This window comes from Clostridioides sp. ES-W-0018-02 (genome assembly GCF_020658175.1).
Lineage (GTDB): Bacteria > Bacillota > Clostridia > Peptostreptococcales > Peptostreptococcaceae > Clostridioides.
This window is the reverse complement of the sequence record NZ_JACVVY010000035.1, coordinates 1-2,207: the sequence shown is the minus strand read 5'-3', so window position 1 is coordinate 2,207 and position 2,207 is coordinate 1. Positions and strand designations below refer to the sequence as shown.

The window sequence follows — 2,207 nt, the reverse complement described above, 5'->3', positions numbered from 1 at the left end:
CACCGCAAGGGTAAGACCCCAGAAAGACTATCTGGTTGATAGGTCGAAGGTGTAAGTGCAGCAATGTATTTAGCTTATCGATACTAATAGGTCGAGGACTTGACCAATATTATTTGATGTTCATTGACTAAAATATATATGTAGTTTTTAGAGTGTTAACTCTGAAAAAAAGTATGAAAAAAGTATTGACAAAAATAACAAAAAATGTTAATATTATACTTGTCCTAGCAACAAAAAAGAAATGTGGTTATAATAGCAGAGAAGATACACCTGTTCCCATTCCGAACACAGAAGTTAAGTTCTCTAGCGCTGATGGTACTTGGTGGGAAACTGCCTGGGAGAGTAGGACATAGCCACGTTAGATGTTCCAAGGTAGCTCAACGGTGGAGCAACCGGCTGTTAACCGGTAGGCTGTGGGTTCGAGCCCCACCCTTGGAGCCAATAAATGGCTCGTTGGTCAAGAGGTTAAGACACCGCCCTTTCACGGCGGTAACAGGGGTTCAATTCCCCTACGAGTCACCATTTGTGGGATCATAGCTCAGCTGGGAGAGCACCTGCCTTACAAGCAGGGGGTCGCAGGTTCGAGCCCTGCTGGTCCCACCATTTGCGGCCTGGTAGTTCAGTTGGTTAGAATGCCAGCCTGTCACGCTGGAGGTCGAGGGTTCGAACCCCTTCCAGGTCGCCAAAGTAAAATATAAAAAATGCTGGTGTGGCTCAACGGTAGAGCAGCTGACTTGTAATCAGCAGGTTGTAGGTTCGATTCCTATCACCAGCTCCATGTAAAATTAATACGGAGGATTTCCCGAGCGGCCAAAGGGGGCAGACTGTAAATCTGTTGTCATCGACTTCGGTGGTTCGAATCCACCATCCTCCACCAATTAAATTAAATATGCGGGTGTAGCTCAATGGTAGAGTTCTGGCCTTCCAAGCCAGCTGTGAGGGTTCGATCCCCTTCACCCGCTCCAAAAAGCGTGGGTGCATAGCTCAGCTGGATAGAGCAACGCCCTTCTAAGGCGTGTGTCCGGGGTTCGAATCCCTGTGCGCTCACCACATATATATTGGGGATTAGCCAAGTCGGTAAGGCACATGACTTTGACTCATGTATGCGTAGGTTCGAGTCCTGCATCCCCAGCCAAATAAAAATATGGTCTATTAGCTCAGTCGGTAGAGCACCTGACTTTTAATCAGGGTGTCCCGCGTTCGAGTCGCGGATAGATCACCAATGGAGAGGTGTCCGAGTGGTTTAAGGAGCTGGTCTTGAAAACCAGTGACTTCGAAAGGGGCCGTGGGTTCGAATCCCACCCTCTCCGCCAAACTAAAATAATAGGACTAAATTTGGAGAAGTACTCAAGTGGCTCAAGAGGATCCCCTGCTAAGGGATTAGGCTGGGTAACCGGTGCGAGGGTTCGAATCCCTCCTTCTCCGCCATTTAAAAAAACGAGGTGTAGCGCAGTTTGGTAGCGCACATGGTTTGGGACCATGGGGCCGGGGGTTCGAGTCCCTTCACCTCGACCAACCAGGACCTTTAGCTCAGTTGGTTAGAGCGCCCGGCTCATAACCGGTAGGTCTGGGGTTCGAGTCCCTGAAGGTCCATTATTCTTCATAGGGGTGTAGCTCAGTTGGTAGAGCGTCGGTCTCCAAAACCGTGCGCCGGGGGTTCGAGTCCCTCCACCCCTGCCAAATAAAAAGGACTTGAAAAAAAATGAGTTTTAGAGTAATATAAGATAGTAAATAATATTTCGAGGTGTAGCGCAGTTTGGTAGCGCACATGGTTTGGGACCATGGGGCCGGGGGTTCGAGTCCCTTCACCTCGACCAAGTAAGGGCCTATAGCTCAGGTGGTTAGAGCGCACGCCTGATAAGCGTGAGGTCGCTGGTTCGAGTCCAGCTAGGCCCACCATTTGCCCAGATAGCTCAGTCGGTAGAGCAGGGGACTGAAAATCCCCGTGTCGGTGGTTCGATTCCGCCTCTGGGCACCAGAAATACGGCGGTATAGCTTAGTTGGCTAGAGCGTTCGGTTCATACCCGAAAGGTCATAGGTTCGACTCCTATTACCGCTACCATCTAACTATATCAATAAAGAACTTTGAAAATTAAACAGTAGGTTAATTTATAAAACAAGAAACAAACCATAAAGCCAGATATTTAGATAACAATAGTATCTGAGCCTGATAAACTTTTATTTGAGAGTTTGATCCTGGCTCAGGA

General features: G+C 48.3%; 19 tRNA genes and 2 rRNA genes. All 21 read left to right on the top strand.

Annotated features, from left to right (window positions below):
* Positions 1–107, top strand: a 23S ribosomal RNA gene (locus tag IC219_RS21210); the annotation flags it as partial.
* Between the two features lie 135 nt (positions 108–242).
* A 5S ribosomal RNA gene (rrf, locus tag IC219_RS21205) occupies positions 243–359 on the top strand.
* A gap of 7 nt (positions 360–366) precedes the next feature.
* Positions 367–441: transfer RNA gene (locus IC219_RS21200), tRNA-Asn, on the top strand.
* Positions 442–447: 6 nt separating this feature from the next.
* Positions 448–522, top strand: a tRNA-Glu gene (locus IC219_RS21195).
* 5 nt (positions 523–527) lie between these two features.
* Positions 528–603, top strand: a tRNA-Val gene (locus tag IC219_RS21190).
* Positions 604–608: 5 nt separating this feature from the next.
* Positions 609–685: transfer RNA gene (locus tag IC219_RS21185), tRNA-Asp, on the top strand.
* Between the two features lie 18 nt (positions 686–703).
* A tRNA-Thr gene (locus IC219_RS21180) sits at positions 704–778 on the top strand.
* Positions 779–792: 14 nt separating this feature from the next.
* Positions 793–877: transfer RNA gene (locus tag IC219_RS21175), tRNA-Tyr, on the top strand.
* A gap of 14 nt (positions 878–891) precedes the next feature.
* Positions 892–965, top strand: a tRNA-Gly gene (locus tag IC219_RS21170).
* Positions 966–973: 8 nt separating this feature from the next.
* Positions 974–1,050: transfer RNA gene (locus IC219_RS21165), tRNA-Arg, on the top strand.
* A gap of 9 nt (positions 1,051–1,059) precedes the next feature.
* A tRNA-Gln gene (locus IC219_RS21160) sits at positions 1,060–1,135 on the top strand.
* 11 nt (positions 1,136–1,146) lie between these two features.
* A tRNA-Lys gene (locus IC219_RS21155) sits at positions 1,147–1,222 on the top strand.
* A 2-nt stretch (positions 1,223–1,224) separates the two neighbouring features.
* A tRNA-Ser gene (locus IC219_RS21150) sits at positions 1,225–1,313 on the top strand.
* A gap of 24 nt (positions 1,314–1,337) precedes the next feature.
* Positions 1,338–1,428: transfer RNA gene (locus IC219_RS21145), tRNA-Ser, on the top strand.
* Positions 1,429–1,438: 10 nt separating this feature from the next.
* Positions 1,439–1,515 (top strand) — tRNA-Pro (locus IC219_RS21140).
* A 4-nt stretch (positions 1,516–1,519) separates the two neighbouring features.
* A tRNA-Ile gene (locus tag IC219_RS21135) sits at positions 1,520–1,593 on the top strand.
* Between the two features lie 11 nt (positions 1,594–1,604).
* Positions 1,605–1,680, top strand: a tRNA-Trp gene (locus IC219_RS21130).
* A 60-nt stretch (positions 1,681–1,740) separates the two neighbouring features.
* Positions 1,741–1,817: transfer RNA gene (locus IC219_RS21125), tRNA-Pro, on the top strand.
* Positions 1,818–1,822: 5 nt separating this feature from the next.
* Positions 1,823–1,899 (top strand) — tRNA-Ile (locus tag IC219_RS21120).
* Positions 1,900–1,902: 3 nt separating this feature from the next.
* Positions 1,903–1,978 (top strand) — tRNA-Phe (locus IC219_RS21115).
* Between the two features lie 7 nt (positions 1,979–1,985).
* Positions 1,986–2,062, top strand: a tRNA-Met gene (locus IC219_RS21110).
* Positions 2,063–2,207 lie beyond the last annotated feature (145 nt).